This window comes from Chloroflexota bacterium, assembly GCA_016875875.1.
GTDB lineage: Bacteria > Chloroflexota > Dehalococcoidia > GIF9 > UBA5629 > 9FT-COMBO-48-23.
The window spans coordinates 61,611-88,223 of record VGOP01000007.1 but is presented as its reverse complement, the minus strand read 5'-3'; the positions used below and the strand labels follow the sequence as shown (position 1 = coordinate 88,223).

Here is a 26,613-nt window from a genome sequence, read left to right as displayed (position 1 = left end):
ACCAACGACCAAAACATACAAAGAACTGTCATTCTGATTTTTGACTTTTAACTTTTGCCTTAGTCTTCTCCTGCACGGCTGACATCAGTCCCAAGAACGTCTATAATGATAGCGCTACAGAAAGGCCAGAAATGCGAACCAGTATTTACAAGCGAGCCCTTGAGATATCCTGGCTCTGTGTTATCTTCCTCATTCCCCTCTTTTTCAACCCTCAAAGCAACAAGGTTTGGGTTTCAGCTAAAGCCCCGCTGCTCCAGTTTCTGGTTCTGGCTATGCTGGCTTTCTGGGTGGCTGACTGGATGCTCAGCCAAGCCAACCATAAGAGGCTAAAATGGCAAAATGTCTTCACCTCCCCGCTACACCTGGCTATATTGGTCTTTGGTTTGGTAGCAGCCCTGGCCACCGCTGCCTCCATAACCCCGGCTATAAGCTTCTGGGGAAGCTATCATAGAAAGGCGGGATTGCTCACCCTAACCTGCTGGATACTATTCTTCCTGATACTGGCACAGCAAATCCGCAATAGAGCACAGCTACTCAGAGCTGTTTATACATTGCTGCTTTCATCAGGTATAGTCTCCCTCGTGGGCATACTGCAATATTTCTTCCCGGACGTAATGTTAAAAGTGTTCCAAATCCCCCATACATTCAACGGCAGGGTATTCTCCACCATCGGCAACCCGCTTTTCCTCAGCAGCTTCCTGGCCATGGTCATCCCATTTAACCTGGCTCTCATAGTGCATTCGTGGAACAAGAGAAAGGAGGGAAACAATACTAGAATACTAATCGGCCTGGCCATTCTGCTAGCCATGCAGTTCTGGTGTCTCTGGCTAGCCCAATACTCCGTCACTATCCTCTTGTACATTATAGCTCCCATTATCTTTATAATACTGCTGGGGTGGACTAAGCGAAAAAGGCTCCTGCTCGGCCTTGGTGCTGCGTCATTACTCGCCTTAGGGATAATAGCAGCCATACTTCTGTCTCCGATGCTACTACCAGGCAATGGCGCCGAAACACCAGAAGCCCAAGGTTCGAAATTCGACATAACTGCTGAAGACATGGGACTTAAAACCCTTGATGTGAGAGCACAGTACTGGCACAGCGCCCTAAATATAATACTTGAATCCCCTGAAGTTCCGTTTTCCAACGACAGGTTGCATTTTCTGCGAAAGGTTATCGGTTATGGCCCGGAGACGTTCATCGTTACCTTCCAGCTCTTTTTCCCCAAAAAATTGATAAGCGAGGATACTTACATTTCACAGCTGGTAGACCGTCCTCATAACGACTATCTATACCTGGCAGCCACAATGGGGCTACTGGGGCTAATTAGCTTTCTGTCCATTCTGGCTGTCTTCTTCTACCTTTGTTTTCGCTATCTCCGCAGGGCAACAGCAGACAGCGATAAACTGCTCTTAATAGCCATGGCGGCTGGAATAGCCCAATATATGGCCGACATCTTTTTCAACCTGTCTACAATATCACCTGAGCTTGTGTTCTGGTTGATACTGGCCATGACGCCTGTAATCGGCGGATTCATCCGGATCAAAGGGCCAGCCAGAGCTGAGTTTGAAGGAATAGCCCAACCGAAAAGCAGCGCAGCCTCTTACGCCACCAGAACCAGAGCCTTTTTATCTCTTGGCTGCGCTGTAGCCTTGATAATTGTCGGCATCGGCATGGCTAGTAGGCCACTCCTGGCCGATACGTACTTGAAGAAAGGGCTAAAGCTACAAAGAGCACTCAATGAGCAAGCCATCTACGCTTTTGACAAGGCAACCAAGATACAACCTGAAGAAGCCACGTATTGGCATTTTCTCGGAGCCTACAGCGATTCTGTAGCCCGGCGGGTCAAAAAAGAACCTCTCAAGACGGAAATTTTATCCTTGGCCACGAAGTCTTTCAATAAGGCGTTGGAGTTGAACCCTTATATTGCCTACGAACACTATTACCTGGCCGATGTCTACACATACTGGACAGATAAAGGAGCTACTGATAAATGGACTGAAGCCTTATCGCTCTATGACGAAGCATCACAATTGTTTCCCAACAATGCGGTCATATTGAACAAATGGTCACTGGCACTAATCACCAAAGGAGATCTGGACGAAGCTCGAAAAAAACTTGACCATGCAGCATCCATTGACCCTGACTGGCCGGAAACCTCATTCCTATCCGGCCTTCTCCTAGCCAAGGAAGGGGAATATGACAAAGCTGCTCCCAAGATTATTGCCCCAATACAGGATAATTCAGCCAATCTCAATCGCTTCATCAAATTGTGCTACGACCTGGCACAATACGACATGGTGCCCCCGCTGCATGATGCCCTGCAGCTCTACGCACAGACGGTACCCAGCGAATGGATCCCTCATGCTATGCTCGGGGTCACCAGCTTGTTTATGGCTAGCCCCGATAAGAGCCTCGATGAATGCAACAGTGCTATGCTGTTGGTGCCAGGTGAAAATGTCAGCGACCTTTTCCTTACCATTTTACAGCTCTCCAGCATGAGTCCCGATTTCAAAAAACTACTCCCCGGCATAGCTACTGAATGGCGAGCCAAGCTTATGCAAAGCCCACAACGTGATGCGTTGCTTCCGGCACTAGACAAATTTGTACTTGACTCAGAATGAGGAAATAGCAAAGGTAACCGCGACCCTTTGAAATCGCTTGGGCAAGGCTGTCATGACAGGGGAGAATTGTCATTGCAAGGGGCGTATCATTTTTATCTGTCATTGCAAGGAGCGGAGCGACGTGGCAATCTCGGGGTGGCTGTAGGGACAGACCTTCAGGTCTGTCCGCCTGTCTGTCTCGGACAGGGCTAAAGCCCTGTCCCTACATGTTACCCCCCACCGAGATTGCCACACAATGCTCGCCATGACAGGGAGGACTTATGAAAGCTCTATATTTTGAAAACAAGCTAGCCAATATAGTCGCCTTGAAGATTGCCTCCAACTTTACCAAGAGTGCCGCCTTCGCACCGTTTTCCCATTTCAAATATGCCGAGGTAAAAGAGCCCGAGATACCCAATCCACGCTGGCTTAAAGTCAAAAACAAGGCTTGCGGTATCTGTGGTTCGGACATACATTTTATCTTTATGGACATGGACACAAAATGCTTTCCGGCAGCGACGCCTGGCATATCCAGAAAATATCTCGGCCATGAGATGGTCGGTGAGGTGGTTGAACTGGGGTCGGAAGCAGATGGTCTCGCAGTGGGTGACCGGGTAAGCCTTCGCATAGACTGGCCATCCTGTTTTCAGATGGAAATCGACCCCCCTTGCAGACAGTGTGCTGCAGGAAACTACATGCTCTGCGAAAACCTAGGGGAGAAACAACTGCCGACTGTAGATACAGGAGGCGGATTCTCACCTTATATGATAATGCACCGCTCTCAACCCTACAAAGTGCCAAATCCCCTAACTGACGACGAAGCCGTTCTCCTTGAGCCCACTGCTGTTGCTGTACATGGGGTGATGAAACAAACACCGAACCCGGGCAACAAGGTGCTGGTAATAGGCGGTGGCACCATAGGTTTACTAACCATAGCCGTGGCAAAGGCAATCCAACCTGATGCGGAAATCTACTGCCTGGCACGGTACCCATTTCAGGCGGAGATAGCAACAAAATTCGGGGCAAAAGGTGTGATATTGGACAATGAAGGCGCTTACAAGCATGCAGCAGACATCACCGGAGCCAGATATTTTGAAGGCTATTTTAAGAATCGCATTTTGCTCGGAGGATTTGACATCATCTACGATGCGGTTGGAAATGACAGGACTATACAGAACGCACTTCGCTTGGTTACAGGCAAGGGCACGGTAGTCATCCTGGGCATAAACTTCCAGCCGGGCAAGATAGACTATACGCCTATCTGGCATCAGGAGATAAAGGTAACCGGTATAAACTGCCACGCCACCGAATACGACGGGAAGACGTCCTTTGACATAGCCGCCAAGCTGCTCGGGACAAAAAAGATAAACACAAAAGAGATGATTACCCACAGATTCCCGTTGGAGAGATACCGGGAAGCGATAGACACATTCCTGTCAAAAGAGAAGACCAAAGCAATCAAAATCGTTATACAGCACTCCTGATGCAGTGCCAGGCTTTAGCCTCACATTACATTTAACGTGTAGCCCTGAGGTTTTAACCTCGAGAACTCGACCCTGTCTTCTCCCTTGACGGGAGAGGGTTAGGGTGAGAGTGAACCCATGTTACAGCCTTTCAAGCCCCCGACCTTTTAAGGTCGGGGCCACGAGGCTAAAGCCTCGTGGCCACATGGTTGCTGAAATCACAAATTTCAAACAAATTCAAAATCGCAAGCACCAATGACCAAAACACTACGGGTTTTGGATTTGGAAATTGGAACTTCGATATTGTTTAGGATTTGGATTTTAGAATTTAGGATTTATTACTAGAGCCCTTCAAGCCTGTGGGATACCCTGGATTCGGTTATCCCCAGTTTGGCCGCAATTTCCTTCTTTTCCAGCCCTTCTTCTGTCAACCTGTATATGTCTTGCGTCTGTTTCCCCTTCTCCCTCTTCCGCTCCGCTATTTCCCTTATGTCAACTAACTCCCCTGCCGCCGTTTCTATAAGTCCTTCTTTCTCCATGCCGCAGAACACCTTCTCACCCTCCTCTGTCCTGAGAATGATGGTGGACCATCCATCCGCAGAGCCATCGCTGCCGACCGAGATGTCAGCCAGTTCGCTGGCAAAGTCCTCGCAAACCAGGCAATGCTTGGGGACACAGCTCTTTACCTCGGTTATAGGAAAAGACAATTTCTTTCCACCGGAGTGTATGTTGAACTCATCGGCGACATTGAACTTTTCTATCTGGTTAATATTCAATCCTTTCCCGCTGACCTTCTCTGCGATGCAGCCGTAGTAGTAGTTCTCACGGCAAAACAAGCCTACAGTTAGTTTCACCGATGAGGCAAGCGGCAGGCCTCTATGCTTGAGATACCTGATGGATTGAATGTGACACGGCGAGCCGACAACGCAGATTTTGCTCAAACCATGTTCCACGACAGCCGCTCTGAGTCCATTTAGCACCGGAACCACACCGTATTTGGTGCCAGCCGAGGCTATAATCTCGTCTCTGGTCTTGGCTATCGAGGCTACTGGTGTCCATCCATCCTTTCCCACAACCAAAGCCCCGTCTATGATGCCTTGGTCTAACCCGTAAATTAACAAAGCGGTTACGATACCGCCATCCTGGCAGGCGCTTATTTTCTGCCCCTTCACTCGAGCTGCCAAAATACGCCTGTGTACACCTACACCCTCTTTTTCCCCTGAACCCAGAACGATGGCCTCGATTTCAGGCATCACACCCTGCCTCACCCTATAGCATGCATCAAAACATGTATTGCAGCTGACGCAGTCTAGTGTCTTCTTGGGACGTTTCGGCTTCCCCTCAAGGTATTTAATATGTGAGTTAGGGCAGGCTAACATACATGCCCCACAGACTGTACATATTCCGGCGTCTATTACCTTAGCTTCTAAATCCTCGTAACTTGGCATTTATTTAAGCACCTGCCTAAGAAACTAAACCTATGAGGTTGATTACAAATGTAGCAGCGAGGCTTTAGCCTCGCCTATACGACAACAGAGAATATGTAGGGACAGACCTTCAGGTCTGTCCGTTACCTCGGACAGGTCTAAAGACCTGTCCCTACGTAAACTTTGAGTTTTGACCTTCGCCTTTTTATAAGGGCCCACAACGGCAGCAGGGAAAGAGTGCACAATGACAACAAGTGATTACTAAACGCTGTTACGCTAATTCACCCTTAGCCTTCATCTTGGCTACCTCCTCCTCCCTCAATTGCCTCTTGAAAATCTTCTCAGTGACGGTGAGAGGTAACTCTTTCCTGAACTCTACAAACTTGGGCACAGCATAAGCTGGAAGCTTCTCTTTGCAGTGACCGATTATGTCCTCGGCGGTTACTTTCCCCTCGTAGTCCGGCTTCAATCTAACGAAGGCTTTTATTCTATCACTACCGGGACGTTCCGGGTCCGGAATTCCAATTGCCACCGCATCAGCGACCCCAGGGTGCCCATAAAGTACATCATCAACCAGCCTGGTATAGACCTTTAGTCCGGAAACATTGGCCATATCTTTAATGCGGTCAGTAATGTAGAAATAGCCATCTTCGTCCATTCTCACCACGTCGCCGGTAGGCAACCAGCCATCAGTCAAACCTTTGCCCGGTTCAGGCCAGTAACCCTTCATAATCTGTGGCCCGCGCACCCATAGCTCTCCCTCCTTAGCTGGAGCAGCCTCCTCGTTTGTCTCCAGGTCTACTATCTTGACTTCTGTATCCGGCATTGGCACCCCTATAGAACCAAGCTTTTCAGCAGACATGAAGCCGGTGAGTTTCGAAAAGGACGAGAGGTTAATATGTGTGCCCCCACCCGTCTCCGTCAGCCCATAAGCCTCCGTTATCGGCATACCAGTTTGCTGCTTGAATTTGTGAGCAATTTCCGGAGCCAAGGCTGCCGCACCAGACATAAACATTGTGGTTATCCTTCCCAGTCCCTTCGCAACCAACCTTGAGTATTGAGTAGGTACACAGGCACACAAAAAAGGACGATATTTTGTCAGCATCTGAAAAAGCATGTCAATATCTCTGGGGTCTGGAATCAAATATATCTTTAGCCCCCAATAAACGGCAAAGTGCATCATCATATGTCCGTACTGGTGAAAAAGCGGGATCGGCATCATTATAGACGTTTTCCCTCTAACCCCTACCCTTATGGGCTCCATATACCAAGCAATATGGGTCATGGCCACCGACCGGGTGTAATGCGTTAACATTACACCTTTGGGCAATCCCGTGGCTCCACCTGTAAAGACGAGGACTGCCAAGTCATCTATCGGGTCAATTTCAACCTGTGGAGGCTTTGGCTCGTGGCTGGCTATTAAATCGCGAAATTGATATATGCTAGGTACCTTCTTTAATTCCGGCTTCTCCAAAGAATAATCCATAAGCGAGGTTAGAATTATGTTCTTGATTTTGGTCTTGTCCTTTATTGAATTAACCAGTTCCAGAGACATCTCGGAACAAATTACTGTCTCAGCCCCAGAATCACCTATCTCGTATATCAAATCAGCCTCTTTATGCAACACGCTGCATGGAACATGCACCGCCCCGGCTTTCAGTATTCCGAAATCGCTGATGAGATACTGCGGGCAATTGGGCAGGATGGTGGCTACTTTACCGCCTTTCTTGATGCCCAAACCAACAAGCGCGGTGGCGAATCTGTCTGCCTCCTGCTTCAAATCTTTATAGCTCATCTCATACCCTAGATAGAAACAGGCAGCTTTATCAGGATACTCGGCTGCTGTAGCTTCCAAAAGGCTTTGGACAGTCATCCTGGGATAAGGTTGTTTTGTCTGCGGAAGCTTGTATGGTCCTAACTTGTAACTCTTGAACCAGGGTTTATCAGCCACAGAAACTATCATGTTACCCCCTTAGAGATTATCGAGCAATTCCCCCTTCACCATTACGAGGCACAGTACCCCATTCTGTCATCGCGAGGGACGAAGTCCCGTGGCGATCTCGGCTGAGGCAGACGCCGGTGCCATACGGAGATTGCCACGCTTCGCTCGCAATGACAAAAAAGAGAGGCTCACAATGACAGCCGGAGGTTAACAAACACTCTCACTCCATTCAGATTTTATCTATAGCGTAATCCAATCCCAGCTCCTTGAGCTTTTCTGGAGTTGGTCTGCCGCTCTTTTTATCCCAGCCCCTGAATTCATAGTAGGCGTCTAACATCTCATCAAGCTTCTCTACTTTTTGTCCCTCAGCGGCACCTTCAGGCAACGGCTCCTCTAATAATCGCTTGGGTAGCGTATCATCAGCTCTGGTCAAGCCTTCCCTTACGCTGAAAGCTCTGGCTAGATTGTAAATCCTCTCGCCAAGCTTCCTGAAATCGCTAACATCGAATTTCCAGCCGACACAGTTGGCTATCATGCTAACCCAGTCTTCCGTAGCCAATGCCATTCCCATAAATTTGCATGTCCCCATGGCATCAAAAACCGTGTTGGCGTCCTCCAGGTTTTTGACGATCAGGGTCTCTCTGGGGTCTTCTATCATAGGATCCTCGATTTTACTGTCCTCAACGCAAAGGAATGGGATATCTATGAAGGCCGGGCCTTCAACATAAGCCGTGATATGGTCGCCGCCACGGTTCGCTGTGGCAAATGCCAGGCCGCATATCTTAGCCGCCCTGGGGTCATATGCTGGCATCTCCAGGCCTTTGACATGCATGGCAAATCTTTCTGCGCCTTTGCCCAGCTTTTCTGCCACCCTCTTTGTCCCTTCAGCTAACAAATTCCCTATGCCTTCTCTCTTGGCTATCTTGTGTATCAGCTGAATAACAATGTCAGGGTCGCCGAATTTCAGTTCAAGCCCGCCGGTATCAGCTTTGGTCAGTATTCCTTTCTCATAGCACTCTATAGCAAAAGCTATTGTGCTCCCCGTAGTAATCACATCGAGCCCGTAGTCATCACACAAATTATGTGCCAGTGTTACTGCCTCCAGGCTTTCAAGCGCGCACATACCACCGAAAGCCCCTATGCTTTCGTACTCCGGCCCTTCTCCTTTGCAGGCATAGGGGCCGCTTTTGACCACGCTTACCCTGCAGCAGCTAATCGGGCAGGCATAGCAGTGCTTTCTATCCACAAGAAGCGTGCTTTCCAGTGTTATTCCGCTTATTTTCTCTATGTCTGGGAAGACTCCAGTTTGCCAGTTCCTGGTGGGAAATCCGCCCCTGACATTTATCAGGTCTGTGGCCATAGCTGTACCATAGGTCTCCAGGGTGATCTTCAGCATGCTTTCGTTAACCAGGTCATAATTTGTTTTAGAGATGTTGCTGAAAACATCTTTATTGGCCACCTTGATTTCCTTTGTCCCTCTTACCGCGATGGCCTTCAGGCGTTTCGAGCCCATAACAGTCCCCATGCCGCATCTTCCCGGTGCCCGGTGAAGGTCGTTGATAACGCAAGCATACCTAACCAGATTCTCTCCAGCTATGCCAATGCAAGCAACTTGGAAGTCCTCACCCAGTTCTTCTTTGATTAATCTGTTAGTTTCGGCAACATCTTTGCCCCACAGCTTGTTAGCATCTCTAAGTTCGGCTTTCCCATCATCGATTATCAGATAGACCGGCTTTGGCGAAATACCCTTGAAGATAATCCCATCAAAGCCCGTACTCTTGAAATGCACCCCCCAATTGCCGCCCGAGTTCGCCTCCCCCCAAAAGCCGGTGAGAGGAGATTTAGAGACTACACAATATCTTCCAGCGCTGGGAGATTCCGTACCAGTTAACGGCCCGGTCATAAATATGAGCTCATTATCTGGGCCTAACGGGTCAACGCCCTTTGGCACTTCTTCGAAAAGGTATTTAGTTGCCAAGCCGCTGCCACCCAGGAACATCTTACAGTCGTCCTCTTTCAGGCCTTCTTCCGATATTTTGGAACTAGATAAGTCAACCCTCAAAATTTTACCCATGTAACCGAACATTTTCCTGCCTCCTTATTTTTGTTGCTTCCTCATTGCCAGAAATATCTCTTATTCTGTCATTGCCAGGCGTCCCGTGTAAACGAGGGAACAGCCGTGGCAATCTCTACTCGCCTCAAAAATCTATGGATTTTCCTTCATAAGCATAGTGAAAGAGCTTCTCAGTTTCTGCCTCGTTAGGTACTCTGGCAGAGACAATTAGTGAACCATCGGCCATGGTGTTGTCTATCAGCTTCTGCATAGAATTATTAACCTTGTCCCATGGTATGCCTAGCTCCTTAAGGCTCAGCGGCTCCTTGATAGTTCGTGCCAGGTCACGTATTGCCTGAGCCAGAACCGATGCTGCCTTTTTCCCTTTAGGCACCGTCAATCTCAGAGAATAAGCTATCTCCGCCCAGAGTTCCTCGCGAGCATCCCCGATGAACTCAATGGTGTAGGGCAAAAACAGACCCACCGCTCTGCCATGAGGTGTATGGAAAACAGCGCCCAGAGAATGGCCTGTAGCATGTGCCAAGGATGCAAGTGAATTGATGAACCCGATACCAGCGATACAGGCAGCATTGTGCATCTTTTCCCTGGCTTCCATGTCATTGCCATCTTTAACGGCTCTGGGGAGATACTGGAAAATAAGCTGTATAGATTTTATGCAGAGGCCATCGGTGAAGTCGTTGTTCCAGGTACAGGTAAATCCCTCGACGGCATGGGTCAGCGCATCCATGCCTGTATTCGCAGTAATCCCAGGGGGCATACCCCGCGCAAGTTCTGGGTCTACGATAGCGATATCAGGGACAATCTCACGATTGATAAGGCTTAGCTTCCTCTGGTCAGCCGTGTCGGTCAACACTACCGCAAAGGTTGCCTCGGCACCTGTGCCTGAAGTTGTGGCAACACAAACAAGCTTGCATTTTGCGCCTAGACCCAAATCTGAAATAAATGGATTTATCTCCTCTGGCTTTATATCTGGCCTTTCATATTCCACCCGCATGGCCTTGGCTGCATCCATAACTGAGCCTCCACCCACCGCTACCACTAAGTCCGGTCCAGACTGGTTCATCAAGGCCACACCTTTCCTTACCGTCTGCAGTGATGGGTCAGGCTCAACCTCATCAAAGACAGTGGCCTTTATCCCCGCCTGAGAAAGCTGTTCCTTGACCCTATCAATTAAGCCCAAGCTTACTATGTTCTTATCCGTAACGATGAAAGCCGACTTTCCCTTCATTTCAGCCAGGCGACTCAGCGCATCTTGCCCAAAAACAACCTCTGGAGTTACAAAGTACCACATAGCTACCTCCTCTCCATAAATTAATTACGTTAACATATTACATTATGTCAACAGCCAATAGTTATAACCCGTCCAGGTTTAGCTTCACTGTAGGATAATTGCCTAATCAGGGAACACGGTCTCGAATGCGGTCATACAGCTGACCAGTTCCACGGCTGCTCTGGGCATCCTCATGATTTGGGCCATGTCACCTTTGACCTTAATCTTGCCGGTCATCATGGACTGGACAGGATCGACTTTTTTGTCCAGTATCGCCTTCATTGCGGTGAATGGGCCAAATATACGGTATTTGGGATTCTTCGCACCTTCGTCCTTGACTGCCAGGGCCTCGCGACACTCACCATGCCACAGGTCAACATACATAATATTTCTATGTTTGTACGCTGTATCAGGCTCCACGATAATGTACATGTCTCCTTCCCAGTTCTTAGCCGCCTCTTTGTACGGCTGGCTCTTGGCAATTGCTTGTTTCATAGCATCTGCCCATTCTTGTGACCCGAACAAAATAGCCATTCTAAACCTCCTCTGATAAATTTCGGCTCTCCATTATAACACTTATCTCAGTTCGTCGAGAAGTAATACACAGCCATTCTCACCCCCTTGCTGAAAACCTGTGATCTACATCTAAGAGTCTGTGATGACGCAAACTACCCTATTTCAGTACCGTTATGTTTGAAATCTTGAGCAATAATAAAGGATTACCCCCCGCTTTCAGCTTTCCGGTGAGCATAGCCACTATGGGGCTGAGTTTGCCACAACTGATATAGGCTAGGTTCTCAAATCTGGCTTCCATGTATGCAGTTGGCTTATCTATGGCATCATTATGCAGCTCCAGGTTGCCTTGATTGAGATGGAGGGTAACGGCCACACCTGACGTGGACTCCTTGATGACTACGCTTCCTTTCAGCTTCTCAATGCTCTTATATTTCTTGGGGTCCTTGAGGTTTGTGTCCATAGTCTCCTTGAGCATCTCACCAAGCCCATTGAGCTCCTCCCCCTTTTTTACCTTCACTTTTGCCATTTGCCACCTCCTTACGTTGTTAAAATGTCTTATAGCATAGAGTTACAATCTGATACGCAGGTTGTCCAACGGATAGCTCATGCAGGGATGGATATAGCTTGATTTTTCATCCACCCAACGCCGCTGTACTCTTGCCGGAGCGAAAACCTTGCCGGTAACAAGCCGAGTTCTGCAGGCGGTGCATTCTCCAGAACGACAGATGGCTGGAACCACCAGCCCAGCACGCTCGAGCGATATCATCAACGGCTCACCCGCCCTGGCTTTAATAGTCCGACCAGACCTTTCCTCAAAAACTTCAAATTCCGTCTTCAGTGAGATTCCTGGCCAGCCAGGTTCTGATGTAATATCCGCCGGCGGACCGTAAGCTTCCTTCTTTATACACCTTAAAGGCACCCCTAACGCTTTAAGTGCTCCCTCGCATAAAATGTGCATCTGAGCTGGGCCGCACAGGAAAAACTTCTTGCCGTCGACTGAGCCAACTAGAGAGGATATCATCTTCGCATCCAGTAGACCACAAAGCCCCGACCATCCTTTTGGAGGCTCGCTGATAACAAAGTTCACCTTTACATTTGGGTGCTTCTTGGCAATCTCTTTTAGCTCGTCTCCAAAGATTATATCTGCTGGGCTTCGGCTGCCATAGAGCAGATGGATATTTACAGGCAAGCTCTGTCGTGTCACTTCCCTAATGATGGACACGAAGGGGGTTATGCCACTGCCGCCAGCGAGAAAGACTAAGTCGGAAGGGTCAATCAACGGCTCGCAATAGAATTTTCCGTTTGGTGAGGTGGATTCGAAGGCATCCCCTGGCTTTACCTTGTCCAGCAGATAATGAGAGACAAAGCCCGGCTCCATTCGTCGTACGGTGATATCATAATACGGTTTTCCAGGAACGGATGAGATGCTGTAGGGACGAGAGGTTAAGACCCCATCAATATTGACAAATAGATTGATATACTGGCCTGGCCTAAAATATGGTAACGTTCCGTCTACTCGTCCCATCCGCAGGGTCTTGGTGCTTTGAGTCTCCTCTATAATCTCCTTGACTTTTAGAGAAACACGGTTGGGATGTAGTTTAGTCATAGTTCTTTCAGCCTGAGCCAGCAGGGTGCCTTTCAATTGAGGTGCACCTTCTGCCTGCTTTGCGAGCTGGCTCTGCAACTTCTCCATTACAGCTACATCACGCCCTCCCCGCTCCATGTCATCTAGCGCTTCCCTTGCCGCCAGATATCCAGAGACAATGCATGTCTCAAAGCCACCACCTATGTTCACCCAGGCACCAGCAAAATAGAGACCCTCCAGTGGCCCACGGTTAGGCAAATGCACTTGCCCTGTGCCCTGATAGTTTTCATCAAATCCGATGATGCTACCACCTGGATTTCCGGTGTACCTCACATTAGTCAGTGGTGTAGCGATTTCCATCACTTCAATATGGTCTCTCAGGCCGGGCGCTATCTTCTCTGCAAAACCAATGAACTTGTCTGCTAGCAGATTCTTCGTCTTCACATACTCAGATGGAGAGAGCTTTAGCCATGGTTCCGCATAGGCTATCATAGTGAGAACCACTGAGGCGGTACCGGGTGGAGAAAATTCCGCATCCACCACGTTATAAGCTGTAACCGCTGTCCCGTAGGGTTCAAGGGTGATGCTGTGCCTCATGCTCTCGTGCTGTTTGTCCAAGTCAGTTCCAATATTGACGAAGTTTTCATGCGTTGTAAGGCCCAGTTTTGCACAAGTGCAATCCAGACCCAGATAAATATTAAACGTAGATGCACCTCCAGACCATGCCCCCAGGCGCCTCAGGTACCAGTCGGGAACATTCTCCTTACCGATTAGTCCAAGGCATGTAATCAACGGGTTGGCATTGCATACTACGTATTTGCAAGCGATCTCAGTGCCATCTTCGGCCACCACACCCCTGACTTTATCACCAGAGGTGAGAATACGTTCTGCACCATTATTTAGCCACACATCTCCACCATACTCCTCAATGGTGTCAACGAAGGCCTGAGACAAGGCCTGTGATTTCCCTTTTATATGTGCTGGCCCAAATTTGAGATAGCTCACCGTGCCTAAAGCGTAGATGAGAAACGAGCACTTTGATGGAGGTTGGCAATAGTATCCACAAGTTTCACTTAGCACAGTGCGTGCCCTATCATCGGATACCAGCGGATTGAGCACTTCAGTCAATGTACGACCGTAATTAGCAAGTAGGGTAGAAAATTTTGAGGGCTCTTCCATGACTGCCTTCATTCCCACTCGATTTGCCCTCAATGCCTCTTCGGCAAAATCGAACATCGTAGCACTGAACTGCTTGATTCCTTCAGCGTCTTTAGGAAACTGGTTGCAGAGGGTTTCCTCGAAATTTTGACGCCCGATAGGCACGACGATGTCCACATCGGGCAGGACAACAGCACGATAAAAATCTGGAATGGGGATGAATTCCACCCTCGGAATAACCCCACATTCTTTCAATATTCGCCAAACAGGCCCTTTATTGCTCTCATTCCCCAGCCCAGAGAGCTCATGGAGCGCAATCTCGAACTCGAACCGCCCGCGGATGAATGATGAGGCATATCCTCCGGGAACATTATGCTTTTCTAGAAGCAATACCTTTTTCCCTGTCTTGGCCAAAAAGGTTGCCGAGGACAGACCTCCCAGACCGGCGCCAATGACTACGACATCATAATCTTTCACTTTTGTCTCCTTGCTTCGTTCATGCTAATCGCCTTCAACGACTTCTATCACCGACCCTTGAATTGCGGTTCACGCTTTTCCAGGAACGAGTTAACGCCCTCCAAGAAATCTTCTGTCCCAAAGAGGAAATTCTGGGCATATGTTTCAAAGTATAACTGCTGCTCAAGGTTGTTCAACAACCCGCTATGAACAGCACGCCTAATCTGCGCCAGCGTCAACGGCGGTGCTTTGGCCAGCCGCTTGGCCCAAATCATGGCCTCATCCATTAGTCTGTTATGTGGAACAACCTTATTGACCAGACCTATACGCTCTGCCTCTTCAGCATCAATAAGGTCACCTGTATACATCAACTCAAATGACTTGCCGGTACCGAGCATTCTGGGCATCAAGAACGTAGCCCCACAGTCTGGAATTAAGCCCCTAGACACAAAAACCATACCGAACCTGGCATTCTCAGAAGCAATTCTGATATCCGAAAGCAGAGCGATGGACACCCCGGCTCCTGCAGCCACACCGTTGATTGCTGCAATAACTGGCTTATCCAAGTCATATAGCTGCCTCGCAAAAGCACCAACAGCCTGAAGTTTTTCTTGTCTTTTCAATTTCGAGGCGAGTTCAGTAAGTGAAGCCAAAGTACTGACATCAGCCCCGGCGCAAAACCCTCGGCCCGCACCGGTGATAATCAACACCCTGATATCATCATCCTCTTGAATTTCACTGAGGAGCCTGGACAACCCCATTGCACCCATTTCCACAGTTATAGCGTTCAGTTTCTCTGGACGGTTGAAAGTTAGAATGGCAATGCCTTCTGATTTCTCTAATTTAAGTCCTTCATATTTCACAGGTAACCTCCTTCTCTCCAGAATGGAATCGCAAAACCAGCTTGTCTAGCGATTGGCAAGCGAATTTTGCTGGAAGGAGAAGCCCCCAGCCTCAGTCACAAGGCTTCTCCCTCCATCACCGTTGTCAAATTGTCACTATCAGCTAGAAGTACGCTTACTTCTTGAATTGCAGTGTGTTACCTATCTCCGAGAACAGCATTCAATTGAACTTTGCCAGTAGTCACACGGTAGCTACTGTAACCACCACCCTCTTTATCTTTCATAGTGCCAAGAGAGAGTGCATAAACTGCCATCGGGGCTATCGGATTACCAAATGTGCACAGCCTGGAAGGCTTTAGTGCCATCTGCCAGGACAGTCTCCTTCTCAGACTTGATTTTAATGTCCAAACTCCTTGAAGTTAAGGGCCTGTCTCTTCGCTGTAAGGACTTTCGCTGTGCTCATGATGACATTAGGCCTTTGCTAAACACACTCCTATTTCTTGAATTGTAAGGTATGAACGATCTCTGAAAACTTAGCTTCGTCGTACTTAGCCAGTAGCTCTACGGTGCCCACTGTGACCAATATCCACTTGTTATCCTTCTTCGCACCCAGGGCAAAACCTTTGGCTCCAAACCCTCTCAGTGTTACTTCAATCGCTGCCTCGGTGGCTTTAGTGCCATCAGCTAAAGTAGTCTCTTTCTCAGAGACAACTTTGAAGCCTGAGCCGCCAGCTGCCTCCAGTGAATTTTTGAGCGTCTCGGCAAAAGTGGCTCCCTCCTTAGCATCAACAAACAGAACTGGAACCTGAGATGGTGATGCCGCATAGAACACAAGGACATCAGACGGCTGCTGTGCCCAATCTTTGGGATATTTAACCGAGAAACCAAGCTCGGCATTGGTATATTCAGCAGCTTCAAAGGAGAGCTTTCCTGGCTCCACTGGTGGTGCTGGCGGTGCTGGTGGTGCCGGCGGTGTCGGTGGTGCGATCAGTGCCAGTTCCCACGTCGTAGTAGCAGCTGTTGCAACATTGGCGCCTGTAGCCCTTATATCGTAGACACCATTCGGTAGCGGCTTGATTTTGCTCAAGTCTGGTTTTACAGTGGGCAACCAATCGGTATTCAGCAGCCAGTTAAGCTTCGCTGTGGCCTCCACGGTCACTTCAAACTTACCGGCATCATCTGCTGTAGCGACGGCAATACCGACACTATCTTCACCGGGAGTCAGTCCTTTTACCTCAACACCGGGAGGTATAACCAGGTCTATAAAGACCAACTCATTTGCTGGCCAGCCCGAGCCACTGAACTTGACAGGGATGGCCAGTATGCTTAAGCAAGGTGGGAGCGCTGCTGCTGCCGCCTCAGGGAGACCGGCAGCCTTGGCGACCATCGGCAATAGTGGTTTCAGCATGGCCTGGTCAATCTTAACAGGCTGTACACTGATAGTCCCAGCGGGAAGTGTCGGCGAAGGTGCAGGCGGTGGCTTCCCGGCACAACCAGCCAATGGCACTACTAACAGAAACACAGCTAAAGTCACAACAATTACTTTGCTTAATTTAAACCGTCTCATACTTTTCCTCCTCTCACTTTACTCATTGTCATCTACCAGTTGGGATAAAGAGATACAGCGTCGGGTGCTTTTATCCAGTCAGTTATCGGAACGGTTTTCCCGCTCTGCACCCGGTAGAATCTGACAAAATCGTTTGATTTACGACTTGTTGGGCTGTAGGCACACCCTGGACCCATTACGCCTTCGGAATCGAATCCTGTCAGCTTCTGATAAGCCTCATACATCGCCTCACCGTCCATCTTGTCATAGCCGACATCTTTAAGGGCGATCTTCAAAGCTTGCTCGACATGCTTGGACATTAGTAGCCCACCCGGGAATAAAGCTTTCATCTCACTTATCGGAGCCTTCATATATCTGTTCCACGTCTCAACAACGTAGGGAATCTTACGGGCTTCATCCCCACGAACGAATGGGCTAACAACCACGGCACCTTCCGTAGCCTCAGGATGGACTTTAAGGCCAACATTCTCATCCAGTCCCCAGAAATCGCTAACAAACTGGATTTTCTTGGTCAGCCCTAACTTATAGGCATCCCGTAAAATCAGGCTCTGTGTTGGGTCAACACCACCTATGAAGCAATAATTGGCACCGGAATCCTTAATCCTGCTGAGCCAAACAGTGTGGTCAGCAGAGCCAGTGGGGAAAAACTCTGGATTCAGCAACTTTATCCCCATTTTCTCGGCATACTCCTTGCCACCACGCAGAGCTTCTCTGCCATATGCGCTATCCCAGGACATGTAACCCACCACAGGCACCCCTGGATTCCCCTTCGCCTCCCAGTCATTCAGCATCCAATCCAGAGAGGCAGCGAAGCCATCCTGGTAAGGTAAAGCAGCAAGAAAAACCCAGCCGATTTTGGCCTGAAACTCGCCATCAGCAGGGGTCATTGAAGGCACTTTATCCACTTTCATCAGTGGTTCTAACGCTTTTACGCCAGGAGTGAGCGGAATAAAAGCATAAACAACCTTGTGTTCAGTTCGATATCTCTTGTAGGCTGATGTCGTTCGAGCTGTATCATAGCGTGTATCTACAGTAATCACGTTTAACTTTACGCCATCAACACCGCCCTTTGCATTTATGTCCTCAAATCCTAAGTTCATAGCCTCAACAACAGGGAAAACAAGCCCAGCTCCAGGTCCAGTTAAATCGCTCAAGCTCAAAAAGGTGACGTATTTCTCTTTTGGCGCTGCGCTTGGAGCACACCCTGCTAAAGGCAATATGATTAAAACCGTCGCCGCAACAACTGCAAATAATAAATACCTTGTCATCTTCATTATTGACCTTTCACCTCCTTATAGTTTCTTGTTTCAGTCCTTCAATGTCGCCAGTAGTTTTTTCGATTCTCGCTCTTTCACCTCCTGCAAAATCTGTTTGTTATGCGTTAACGCACCACCGGAAGTCAATTTTTATCTTTACACTTGCAAGGCTAATAGCCAACGGTAACTTCCAGCCCTTTCGACTGTATAATATCTCCCAAGCTCTGCAACCTTTCTTGACTCGGAGAGACAGAGCCATCAAGCGGGTATTCCCTACCCACGAACCCATACTTTGGCCTACCCCACTCATGATAACCTAATAGCGAAATCTTTTCCACAGGCATGTTGGTCAGGAATACAGTCAACCGCTCCATATATTGCTCCGAATCCGTGAAGTCGGGAATGACTGGGATTCTTATCCAGACCTTGGCTCGTTTGGTATCAACAACCCGCTTAAGGTTTTTTAGAATAAGGCCATTTTTGACACCTGTGCCGCTGTTATGCATCTCCGAGTCTATGTGCTTAATATCATAGAGAACAAAATCTGTGTATTGCAGGACTTTATCTAGCACTTCCCAACTGGCATGACCACTGGTATCAATGGCCGTGCTGAGGCCTTTCTCTTTACATGCCTTCAGCAGTTCTAATGCAAATTCTGGCTGATACAAAGGTTCGCCGCCAGACAATGTCACACCACCACCTGAATTGCGATAAAACAGCTCATCTTTAACACACTCCTCTACCACCTCCTCCACATTCATATACTGACCTGTTATTTCTATTGCGCTAGGAAAACAAACCTCCACACATTTCAGGCACAAATCACATCTCGACCTATCCACCAGGACACTGGTTTTATCCAGAGTGATGGCGCCAGGGACACAAACTTCCAGACACTTACCACACTCATTGCATCTGGCATCTCTGACCATGAGTTCAGGGTATGGATTCATTGATTCTGGGTTAGAGCACCACTTACACCTCAGTGGGCAGCCTTTAAAGAACACCGTTGTTCTAATCCCGGGGCCATCGTGGATGCTATACCGCTGAATGCTGAACACCAGCCCCTTTCTGCCATTCGCCTCTTTTTCGGTGCGCAAGTGAGTCACATTCTTCCTTTCAAGAGGTTAGAGACATTGGGGTGTTCTGGCAATAATTGAATCCTGTATCCGTTTGTCCAGGTCTATAAAGTAGGCAGCAAAACCAGCTACCCGCACCATCAAATTGGGATATTTCTCTGGATGTTTTTGGGCATCCTCCAAGGTCTCTCTGCCTACTGTGGTAAACTGGATATGGTGAATTCCCAAGTCAGCGTAGGTCTTCAGATACTGGGCAAACAACTCGGCATTGTGTCCAGTGAGGTATTGGGGCATAAAAGTCTGGTTGAATAGATGATTCCAGCTTATCAGTGGGTCAACCTTTGAAACCGACTTAAGCACCGCAGTAGGCCCTCTTTTGTCCATACCGGCCATCGGTGAAATTGTTCCGTCATTAAAGGCGTCCCCAGCCTGCCTACCATCTGGTGTAGCCGCACAGACACGCCCGAAGCTCCACCAAGCTGTTGCCGCTGTGCCATCTACTGAAACAGGAGTTCCCCAGTTTGTCTTACACTTCCTGGTCTCCTCAGAGATTCGTCTTGCTACCTCCCGAGATATTAAATCAACGTCATCATCATCATTGCCGAACTTTGGAGCGTTAAGGCACGCTTGGTGAAGTTCTTCGTAGCCCTGCCAGTTGTTCTTTAATGCCTCGACTAATTTCTCCATAGACACCTTCTTCTCGTCATAAACCAAATGCTTTACAGCCGCCAGAGAATCAGCAACAGTGTTAAGGCCGAAGAGAGTTATGTCTCGGTAATCCGGCATGTAGTTCCATTCCCTAACATCCTGTGCCCTCTCAATGCAATCGTCTATCACTGCTGATAAGAACGGTCTCGGTGCGTACTCTTTATAGAGAGCGTCGGTGATATTGCCTATGAGAACTAGCCGATGCACAAGCCACCTGTAATTATCAATCGTGGCATCAAGCAATTCCTCCATCGAGCTTAGTTTTGCTGGATCTATAATCTTATCGCCTGTTCTTTTGTACAAGGCCAGAGGTTCTACACCCAAGGCAGCATTCAAGCACAAAGGAACAGGTATGCCACCAGCCCAGGCTGAAATATGGTTGAAGTTCTTCCCTGGAACAGTCGGTACCATACAATTGTTAATAGAATAGTTTCTGGCATCTTCAATGGGACAACCAAGACTCACCAATCTCAACAGATTCACCTTGTCATTGAAAATAGCCGGCTGGGGCATTCCTGAAGCCATTACCTCAATAGCCTTATCAACTAACTTCTTAGGCATTTCATCATGCCATCTCAATGCTAACGGAGGAACTATGGCCCTGACACTCTTGCAGGCATCCAGAACTATGTAGCTCATTTCGTTAGTAATATCCCGGCCCGCAGAATCAGTCCCACCGATAGTAACCGTTTGGAAACCTAGAGCACCACCACCGAAACCTGACCATATAGGCGCGTGCAAGAATCCTGTTTCCTGGAACTTTACGAATAAAAATTCAACAAGCTCTTGGGCTTGCTCTCTATTTAGCCTGCTCTCTTTCACATCTTTCTCATAGAAATGGTTCAAGCATTGATCAAGCCTTATTCCACTGCCCACCTGAGGTAGCTCGATAAAGTTAACCACAAGGTGAACAAACCAGTAACACTGCAACGCTTCCTGCAAAGTCCGTGCCGGGTTTTCTGGCACCCATTCGCAAGTCCTGGCTATTGTTTCCAGCTCTTGCTTTCTTATCAGGTCTTCCTCGGCTTCAGCTAGAGCTCTCGCCAGCTTTGCATATCTCTTAGCCCAATTAATCACAGCCCCTATAGCAATAATAGTGCTGTTCAAGAAATCCTTCTTCTTAACAAAATCCACTCCATTGATAGCCTCTGCCATGTACTCCTTATCAAGCCTTCTCTTTCTTTTCTTGGCTTCGTCAAGAACGGCTTTCAGACCTATCCGGAGAATCTTCTCGTAATTTGGCGTGGCACATTCCCAATTAAAAATCCAAAATATTTCAGCCAAATCTTCCGGGAGGTATTTTCTTAGTCTGTGGTGTATTGAAAAATCTCCCCAATAGCTACATATTTCTTTCAGCTCCTCTCGACCTTTATCGGTCAACATACTGCTGTAAACTGCCGCTGGCGCCGTCTCTCTCATTATCCATTTCCAGGCAAACTCAGGGTAGAAAGAAACAGAGTCTGAATTGGATGCATAGTTACCTACAATCGACTCACCTGGCCGAATATAAACGGTCATGTTTTCCAGGATATGTGCTAACGCCTTCGCTCTTCTCAGAGCCATCGGCTCCCCTTCAGTTTGCTTGTATGATTCTGTTAGCAACCTCGCCCTTTCCAGGTCTAAAGACCATTTCAAGCCAGGCCTTGTCGCTCTTGCTTCCTCGCTCAACTCCACCAGTGCAATCTGTTGAGCTTTTATGGGGGTATTCACCATAAGTGTCTGAGTTCTAGTGGTCATCGTGTCCTCCTTTAAATCTTTATTCGCCTCTGCCAGCAATAGCCGAAACAATTGTCAAACTGCAGTCCTCGTTTTCTAATATGTTCAGTCGCCATGAAAAACTAGCACGCATCAGTCAAACTGTGCCCAGTGCTTGACAATACCGTCATAAAATGATATGGTAACATGTGTTACAGTAACATATGCAACTATTTTACCTATTATATTTTAGCAATGTAGAAAAGTCAAGTCTTTGCTTATGCTTTAATACGGTGCATTTTGGTTGACGATGAGGAACACATTGGTAAGCGACTTTGAGGACAAGATAGAGAACCTGGCTAACGATATCAGAGAGCAAGTCAATCGCTTATCCATAGACAACTTCATCACATTCCTCCACACGGCCGATATAGTGGAGAGGTATGTAGATATTGAGATGCAGAAGGTTGGGATAAATCGAACACACTTATCCCTTTTAAATCACTTGATAGTGCTCGGCGGTAGAGCAACACCAACCGAGTTAAGCAAGAGGGTATTTCGCTCCAAGCATGCCATTACTAGGGCTGTTGATACCCTTGAGAAGGAGGGCTTGGTCAGAAGGGAAGGCATAGGTAAGGACCGCAGAAACAGAAAGGTTGCAATAACCACAAAAGGGCTAAATTTCGTGAGGAGAATGGTTCCCGTGAGGGAAGAGGTCGGCTCCAGAATCATGTCGCCATTGAACGAAACAGAGGCTAAGCAGCTAAGTGCCATTCTAAAGCGACTCAGGAGGCACATGGTGAGCCTCATGGCAGAAACTTAGAAACATGCTCACAGATTTAAAGGACTCCATTTAGATATCAACGTATTTTCGTGTCGTCCGGCAATAGCGAACACTTGCGCAGCAAAATAGTAGGTCCGACTTCTGTCCTAGAGTGCTTAGAATAAGCTACAAGAATAACTAAGAAAACAAGTTTATGTTAAAAAACAGAAAGGAGAAAAATTGAGCGCAAGAAAGATACTTCGCACTGAACTCTGCGACATGTTAGGTATTGAGTACCCAATTTTGCTTGCCGGCATGGGAGGTATAGCTGGTGAAGGACACGCAGCACAGCCAAAGCTCGTTGCTGCAGTATCCAACGCCGGTGGCATGGGTGTTCTAGGAGCTACTGGGCTGTCCTTAGACGAACTGCGTGCTCAGATTAGAGAAATTAAGAGCCTCACCAACAAACCCTTCGGAGTCGATGTATTACTTCCTGAGGATATTGTTACATCACCGCCACCGAATATGTCATTAGCGGAGATGAAAAGGAAATTTGTACCGAAAGAATACATTGATTTTGTGGAGAAGGTGGCAACAGAATGCGGTGTGCCTCTTACAGAGACCGAGCAAGAGCTTGTCTTCACAGTGGATCATTCCAAGAAACAGATAGGCGTGATGCTAGAAGAGAACGTCCCTCTCTATTGTTCAGGCCTTGGGATCCCAGAATGGCTTGTGCCTATGGCTCATGAAGGTGGGATGAGAGTACTTGGGTTGGCTGGTAACGTACGCGCAGCACTACGTCATAAGAAAGCAGGCGCTGACTTCATCGTGGCTCAGGGACATGAAGCGGGAGGCCACACTGGCAGAGTGGGTACCCTGGCCTTAGTTCCCCAAGTGGTGGACGCAGTGGCACCCACCCCTGTTTTAGCTGCTGGCGGAATAGGTGATGGTAGGGGGATTGTCGCCACTCTAGCACTTGGGGCTGCGGGGGTATGGGTAGGCACTGCCTTTCTCTTTGCCGAAGAGGCCAATGTTACGGATATCCATCGGAGGATGATGATAGAAGCCACCGAAGAGGATACCAGAATTAGCAGGGTGTGGACAGGCAAAACTTTACGCCAGATGAAGAACCCAATACAGGAGGCTTTTGATGAGTCAGGATTGCGTCCTCTGCCCATGGTAGTGCAGGTGCTACTCATGATTGATCTTATTAATAGCCTAGCAAAGGCGAAAAGGCATGACCTTTTATGTGCACCAACAGGACAGATAGTAGGTATGCTTAAGGAGGCAAAGCCCGCCAAAGAGATACTCGATGAAATGGTGGTCGGAGCTATAAAACTTCTGAGTCAAACTCTCCCCGGCAAGGTTACTATAAAAGCATAAACTTGGTTTATCCGGATATAATACCCACCAAGGAGGAACTTAAATGAGCCAGCTTCAGAAGCTATTTGAACCTATCAACATAGGGAAAATGAATCTGAAGAACAGAATAGTAATGCCGGCCATGATGCTTGGCTTGGGCGAAAATGACATGGTGGGCAACCGGTTCAAGGATTTTTACACTGAGAGGGCGCGCGGCGGCGTGGGCCTTATAGTCATTGGCCTCGCAACTACTATGTATCCTGGCCCTTTTTTCCAGAACGGTATCGCCATATACAAAGATGAATTCATACCCAGTCTGCATGAGTTCGCCGACATAATGCATAAATGTGGGACAAAAATAGCCATACAAATATCTGCCCTCGGGATTCTGCCTGGGGAAAATGGCAACCTAGAATTAGTTGGCCCCTCGGATGTTACGGTGGAGAGGCATCTCAATGCTCCTAGACCAAGACCGTTAACCATTGGCGAGATCAGACAGGTCGTGAAAAGCTACGGAGATGCCGCCCAACGTGCACGAGAAGCAGGGTTCGATGCAATCGAGGTTAACGCAATCGCGGGTACGAGCCTTATTAGTCACTTTCTGTCTAATCACACTAACAAGAGGACTGATACCTATGGTGGCAACATAGAAAAGCGGGCTCGATTACTTTTCGAGTGTATAGAAAGCATCAAGCAAAGGGTGGGCAGAGACTATCCACTTTTGTGCCGGGTTTCGGGAGCCGATTTCATAGACGGTGGCAATACGCTGGAGGACACCAAAGTAGTTGCCCCGATGATAGAGAAAGCAGGTATCCACGCCATCAACGTATCCACAGGGTGGCACGAATCACCGGTCCCCTTCATACAAATGTCCGTTCCGCAAGCAAACTGGATCTACCTTGCAGAGGAAGTTAAGAAAGCAGTCAACATCCCGATTATAGGTGGCACCAGGATCTCGGACCCTCATTTGGCAGAGCAGATTCTAGCAGATAACAAGGTTGATTTAGTATACATCGCTCGGGCACTTATTGCTGACCCCGAGTGGCTAAACAAGTCTAGGGAAGGTCGATTTGATGAAATAAGACAGTGCACCGCTTGCTGTACTTGTTTTGATAAGGCGATCGAGCGAGGTGGCATCACATGCGCTATCAATGCAAGAGCGGGAAGAGAAGCAGAATACAGTATTGAACCAACTAAGGAGCCCAAGAAGGTGTTTATCATTGGTGGTGGTCCAGCAGGCATGGAAGCAGCTAGAGTAGCCGCCTTGAGAGATCATCACGTTACGCTCGCTGATAGCAAAGACCAGCTAGGCGGCCAACTTTTGGTAGCTACTATACCACCTCACAAAGAAGAACTAGGCAATATCACTAAGTATCTATCGAAGCAGATGGATAAGTTAGGAGTGGATGTCAGGCTAGGAGAAGAAGTAAACGGAAAGGCCATTACAAATGCCAAGCCAGACGTGGTGATAATAGCCACTGGGGCAAAACCGATAGTTCCTGACATCCCGGGGGTAAAAGGAAAGAATGTGGTCCTAGCCACAGATGTCCTGAAGGGTGACCGGAGGGTTGGGCAGAACGTACTCATAGTTGGTGGTGGAATGGTAGGTTGCGAGACCGCTGAATTCATGGTGGTAAAAGGTAAGAAGGTGACCATCATCGAGATGTTGGAGCGGATAGGAGCTGATATAGAACGAGCCAACAGGTGGGTAATTATGAGAAGGCTACGCAGTCTTGGGGTCAGAATGGAGCGGAATGCCAAGGTCGAGGAGATAACAGAAAATGGTGTTAGAATCAGCCGAGATGGGAATAGTGAGTTTTTTGAGGGAGATAGCGTAGTACTTGCAGTGGGAATGGAATCAAACCGAAAGCTTGCGCAAGAATTAGAGGGAAGAGCTTCCAGACTACATATGGTCGGAGACAGCGCCAAGCCAGGCAAAATAGCTCAAGCCATCGAAAACGGGTTTCAAGTAGCACAGACACTCTAGACTATTACCAACGAATACTTACCGAGGAGGGACAATGCTTAAGACTGAAAAGGTGTTGCTGAAAATAGAAAACACAATAGCGACGGTTACAATGAACCGTCCGGAAAAGCTGAATGCCCTCGACGGAGAGTTATGGATGGGATTAGAGGAAGCAGCTAAAGCTATAGTGCACGAACCTAGTGTCAGGGTTGCTATTCTCACAGGAGCTGGACGTGCTTTTTGTGCAGGACTGGACGTAAAAGCACTAGCTTCTCCCAAGGAAATGTTTGCTGGGCTGGCATTCCGTGATGCCTTTGATGGGATACAATATTTCAGAGGGGTTTTCAGTATGTATGAGTCCCTCCCTGTGCCGGCGATAGCAGCAATAAACGGGCACTGTATAGGTGGAGGCATGGAAATCGCACTGGCCTGTGATATCAGACTTGCCTCTGAAAACGCCGTTTTCTCAATACCTGAAGTTACTTACGGCATTATCCCGGACTGTGGCGGCACCCAACGGCTACCCCGTGTAATCGGCCCCGGCAGAGCCAGAGAACTTATATTCACTGGGCGGAAAATAGACGCTGCTGAGGCTCACCGCATAGGCCTAGTAGACCATGTTTATCCACGCGACCAGCTAATGACCGAGGCAAGAAAAGTGGCTGAGGAAATAGCTGCATTACCTGCGGCTGCTGTTCAAGCCGCCAAGAGAGCCCTCAATGTAGCTATGTCCTGTGGCCTGGATATCGGCCTGAATTATGAGAGTGCCATCTCCAGCAAACTATACAAATAAAGCCTCGACTCCTCCTGATGCTAAATTTGGCTGGTTTTGTTATGATATATCACACTATACTCGAAAGTGTTCTGCTTTGCACGACAAATCA

The 26,613-nt window shown here is 48.2% G+C and carries 18 protein-coding genes; 6 read left to right on the top strand and 12 right to left on the bottom strand.

Features of this window, described 5'->3' with window-relative positions; genetic code table 11:
- Positions 1–131: 131 nt before the first annotated feature.
- Both FJ023_06525 and FJ023_06520 read left to right on the top strand, forming a co-directional pair.
- The gene (locus FJ023_06525) at positions 132–2,621 is read left to right on the top strand and encodes a hypothetical protein (GenBank protein MBM4446992.1); all 2,490 of its coding nucleotides are present in this window, start codon (positions 132–134) and stop codon (positions 2,619–2,621) included.
- 260 nt (positions 2,622–2,881) lie between these two features.
- Positions 2,882–4,084, top strand: coding sequence for a zinc-binding dehydrogenase (locus FJ023_06520; protein MBM4446991.1), 1,203 nt, complete (start codon positions 2,882–2,884; stop codon positions 4,082–4,084).
- Between the two features lie 320 nt (positions 4,085–4,404).
- On the opposite strand, the gene FJ023_06515 is transcribed toward FJ023_06520, so the two are convergent.
- The 12 genes from FJ023_06515 to FJ023_06460 all read right to left on the bottom strand — a co-directional run bounded on the left by FJ023_06515 (position 4,405) and on the right by FJ023_06460 (position 21,680).
- Complete coding sequence (locus FJ023_06515; protein MBM4446990.1) at positions 4,405–5,511, bottom strand: hypothetical protein; 1,107 nt, start codon at positions 5,509–5,511, stop codon at positions 4,405–4,407.
- Between the two features lie 250 nt (positions 5,512–5,761).
- The gene (locus FJ023_06510; protein MBM4446989.1) at positions 5,762–7,453 is read right to left on the bottom strand and encodes a long-chain fatty acid--CoA ligase; all 1,692 of its coding nucleotides are present in this window, start codon (positions 7,451–7,453) and stop codon (positions 5,762–5,764) included.
- A 208-nt stretch (positions 7,454–7,661) separates the two neighbouring features.
- Entirely contained in the window at positions 7,662–9,518 is a 1,857-nt protein-coding gene (locus tag FJ023_06505; GenBank protein MBM4446988.1) for an aldehyde ferredoxin oxidoreductase family protein, read from the bottom strand.
- A gap of 112 nt (positions 9,519–9,630) precedes the next feature.
- Positions 9,631–10,797: an iron-containing alcohol dehydrogenase gene (locus FJ023_06500; GenBank protein ID MBM4446987.1), complete on the bottom strand. Its 1,167-nt coding sequence runs from the start codon at positions 10,795–10,797 to the stop codon at positions 9,631–9,633.
- A 102-nt stretch (positions 10,798–10,899) separates the two neighbouring features.
- Positions 10,900–11,310 (bottom strand): hypothetical protein, encoded by a 411-nt coding sequence (locus FJ023_06495; protein ID MBM4446986.1) that lies wholly within the window; start codon positions 11,308–11,310, stop codon positions 10,900–10,902.
- A gap of 139 nt (positions 11,311–11,449) precedes the next feature.
- Entirely contained in the window at positions 11,450–11,818 is a 369-nt protein-coding gene (locus tag FJ023_06490) for an SCP2 sterol-binding domain-containing protein (GenBank protein MBM4446985.1), read from the bottom strand.
- 42 nt (positions 11,819–11,860) lie between these two features.
- Positions 11,861–14,512, bottom strand: a complete 2,652-nt coding sequence (locus FJ023_06485) for an FAD-dependent oxidoreductase (protein MBM4446984.1) — start codon at positions 14,510–14,512, stop codon at positions 11,861–11,863.
- Between the two features lie 47 nt (positions 14,513–14,559).
- On the bottom strand, positions 14,560–15,378 hold the full coding sequence (locus FJ023_06480) for an enoyl-CoA hydratase/isomerase family protein (protein ID MBM4446983.1): 819 nt from the start codon (positions 15,376–15,378) through the stop codon (positions 14,560–14,562).
- A 448-nt stretch (positions 15,379–15,826) separates the two neighbouring features.
- The gene (locus tag FJ023_06475) at positions 15,827–16,900 is read right to left on the bottom strand and encodes a hypothetical protein (GenBank protein ID MBM4446982.1); all 1,074 of its coding nucleotides are present in this window, start codon (positions 16,898–16,900) and stop codon (positions 15,827–15,829) included.
- 32 nt (positions 16,901–16,932) lie between these two features.
- Positions 16,933–18,174, bottom strand: coding sequence for a hypothetical protein (locus FJ023_06470; GenBank protein MBM4446981.1), 1,242 nt, complete (start codon positions 18,172–18,174; stop codon positions 16,933–16,935).
- A gap of 152 nt (positions 18,175–18,326) precedes the next feature.
- On the bottom strand, positions 18,327–19,256 hold the full coding sequence (locus FJ023_06465; GenBank protein MBM4446980.1) for a glycyl-radical enzyme activating protein: 930 nt from the start codon (positions 19,254–19,256) through the stop codon (positions 18,327–18,329).
- 27 nt (positions 19,257–19,283) lie between these two features.
- Positions 19,284–21,680: a hypothetical protein gene (locus FJ023_06460; protein MBM4446979.1), complete on the bottom strand. Its 2,397-nt coding sequence runs from the start codon at positions 21,678–21,680 to the stop codon at positions 19,284–19,286.
- A 268-nt stretch (positions 21,681–21,948) separates the two neighbouring features.
- Between FJ023_06460 and FJ023_06455 the strand changes: the two genes are divergently transcribed.
- The 4 genes from FJ023_06455 (at position 21,949) to FJ023_06440 (ending at position 26,522) form a co-directional block, all read left to right on the top strand.
- Complete coding sequence (locus FJ023_06455; GenBank protein MBM4446978.1) at positions 21,949–22,461, top strand: MarR family transcriptional regulator; 513 nt, start codon at positions 21,949–21,951, stop codon at positions 22,459–22,461.
- A gap of 180 nt (positions 22,462–22,641) precedes the next feature.
- Positions 22,642–23,784: a nitronate monooxygenase gene (locus tag FJ023_06450; GenBank protein MBM4446977.1), complete on the top strand. Its 1,143-nt coding sequence runs from the start codon at positions 22,642–22,644 to the stop codon at positions 23,782–23,784.
- A 43-nt stretch (positions 23,785–23,827) separates the two neighbouring features.
- A complete protein-coding gene (locus tag FJ023_06445; GenBank protein ID MBM4446976.1) occupies positions 23,828–25,750 on the top strand; it encodes a hypothetical protein in 1,923 nt (640 codons plus the stop codon).
- Between the two features lie 34 nt (positions 25,751–25,784).
- Complete coding sequence (locus FJ023_06440; protein ID MBM4446975.1) at positions 25,785–26,522, top strand: enoyl-CoA hydratase/isomerase family protein; 738 nt, start codon at positions 25,785–25,787, stop codon at positions 26,520–26,522.
- Positions 26,523–26,613: the final 91 nt, after the last annotated feature.

What these genes read in the sequence shown, in the direction of transcription:
- FJ023_06525 (MBM4446992.1), top strand. Translation starts at nt 132, where the DNA reads ATGCGAACCAGTATTTACAAGCGAGCCCTTGAGATATCCTGGCTCTGT.
- FJ023_06520 (MBM4446991.1), top strand. Translation starts at nt 2,882, where the DNA reads ATGAAAGCTCTATATTTTGAAAACAAGCTAGCCAATATAGTCGCCTTG.
- FJ023_06515 (MBM4446990.1), bottom strand. Translation starts at nt 5,511, where the DNA reads ATGCCAAGTTACGAGGATTTAGAAGCTAAGGTAATAGACGCCGGAATA.
- FJ023_06510 (MBM4446989.1), bottom strand. Translation starts at nt 7,453, where the DNA reads ATGATAGTTTCTGTGGCTGATAAACCCTGGTTCAAGAGTTACAAGTTA.
- FJ023_06505 (MBM4446988.1), bottom strand. Translation starts at nt 9,518, where the DNA reads ATGTTCGGTTACATGGGTAAAATTTTGAGGGTTGACTTATCTAGTTCC.
- FJ023_06500 (MBM4446987.1), bottom strand. Translation starts at nt 10,797, where the DNA reads ATGTGGTACTTTGTAACTCCAGAGGTTGTTTTTGGGCAAGATGCGCTG.
- FJ023_06495 (MBM4446986.1), bottom strand. Translation starts at nt 11,310, where the DNA reads ATGGCTATTTTGTTCGGGTCACAAGAATGGGCAGATGCTATGAAACAA.
- FJ023_06490 (MBM4446985.1), bottom strand. Translation starts at nt 11,818, where the DNA reads ATGGCAAAAGTGAAGGTAAAAAAGGGGGAGGAGCTCAATGGGCTTGGT.
- FJ023_06475 (MBM4446982.1), bottom strand. Translation starts at nt 16,900, where the DNA reads ATGAGACGGTTTAAATTAAGCAAAGTAATTGTTGTGACTTTAGCTGTG.
- FJ023_06470 (MBM4446981.1), bottom strand. Translation starts at nt 18,174, where the DNA reads ATGAAGATGACAAGGTATTTATTATTTGCAGTTGTTGCGGCGACGGTT.
- FJ023_06460 (MBM4446979.1), bottom strand. Translation starts at nt 21,680, where the DNA reads ATGACCACTAGAACTCAGACACTTATGGTGAATACCCCCATAAAAGCT.
- FJ023_06455 (MBM4446978.1), top strand. Translation starts at nt 21,949, where the DNA reads ATGAGGAACACATTGGTAAGCGACTTTGAGGACAAGATAGAGAACCTG.
- FJ023_06445 (MBM4446976.1), top strand. Translation starts at nt 23,828, where the DNA reads ATGAGCCAGCTTCAGAAGCTATTTGAACCTATCAACATAGGGAAAATG.
- FJ023_06440 (MBM4446975.1), top strand. Translation starts at nt 25,785, where the DNA reads ATGCTTAAGACTGAAAAGGTGTTGCTGAAAATAGAAAACACAATAGCG.